The sequence below is a fragment of the Campylobacter sp. BCW_6466 genome (genome assembly GCF_001762835.1).
Lineage (GTDB): Bacteria > Campylobacterota > Campylobacteria > Campylobacterales > Campylobacteraceae > Campylobacter_D > Campylobacter_D jejuni.
Map to the genome: position 1 here is coordinate 119,363 of NZ_MJXO01000067.1, position 799 is coordinate 120,161.

General features: G+C 25.7%; 1 pseudogene. It reads left to right on the plus strand.

Annotation, left to right across the window (positions count from 1 at the left end):
• Window positions 1-352: 352 nt before the first annotated feature.
• Window positions 353-799 (plus strand): annotated as a pseudogene (locus AJ887_RS07420) (hypothetical protein); the annotation flags it as partial.

The window sequence follows — 799 nt, forward strand, 5'->3', positions numbered from 1 at the left end:
ATAAACACCACAAAAATATTTACAACATTTCATACAAATTTACTCTCATTAAATCAATTTTTTTATATAAAATAAAATTTAAATTGAAATTTTATAATTATATAATAATTAGTATTTAATTATACTTTAAGTTTAAATATTTTAATATTCCGCTATTTTATTTTTATATTTTATATTATTATTAAAAAATGAATAATATGAAATTAATTTCAAAATAAATCATTTTAAATAAGGAAGGAGAAAAATATTTGAGTAAAAATATTATTTCAAGTAAGGTGTCCATGGGGGGGGGATTAAAGAATCCTGTTTAAATTCTAAAAAGATAGTTTTATCTTTAGCTACTATTTCTTTTTTGGCAAGTTGTGCTAATGCTACATTAAATTCTGAAATAAAAACTTATGATGAAGTTCATAAAAATACTAAAGCTAGATCAGTAGCAAATGCTTATCGGAATACTAATACGACTGTAAGCGGTTCAGAGACTAGTACAATCAATATTTCTGATTCAGGTCCTCATACTATAATAATTCAATCAGGTGGAACCCTAGGTAGTATAGATAATACGGGTAATATTATTTATGCTTCTACTAACAATGGCGATACCCTTACTCTTGCAAATCTTACCAATAATGGAACCATTAATGGTAAAGTGGCCATACAGAATAGTAGCAGTAACTTTACAGGAACCATTGCTGTTAATACCTTTGAAAATAAAAACCAAATCAATGGTCAAATTTATATGGGAATTTGGGGAGGTAACTCAGGAACTCTTAATATAGATAAATTTAACAATAGTGGA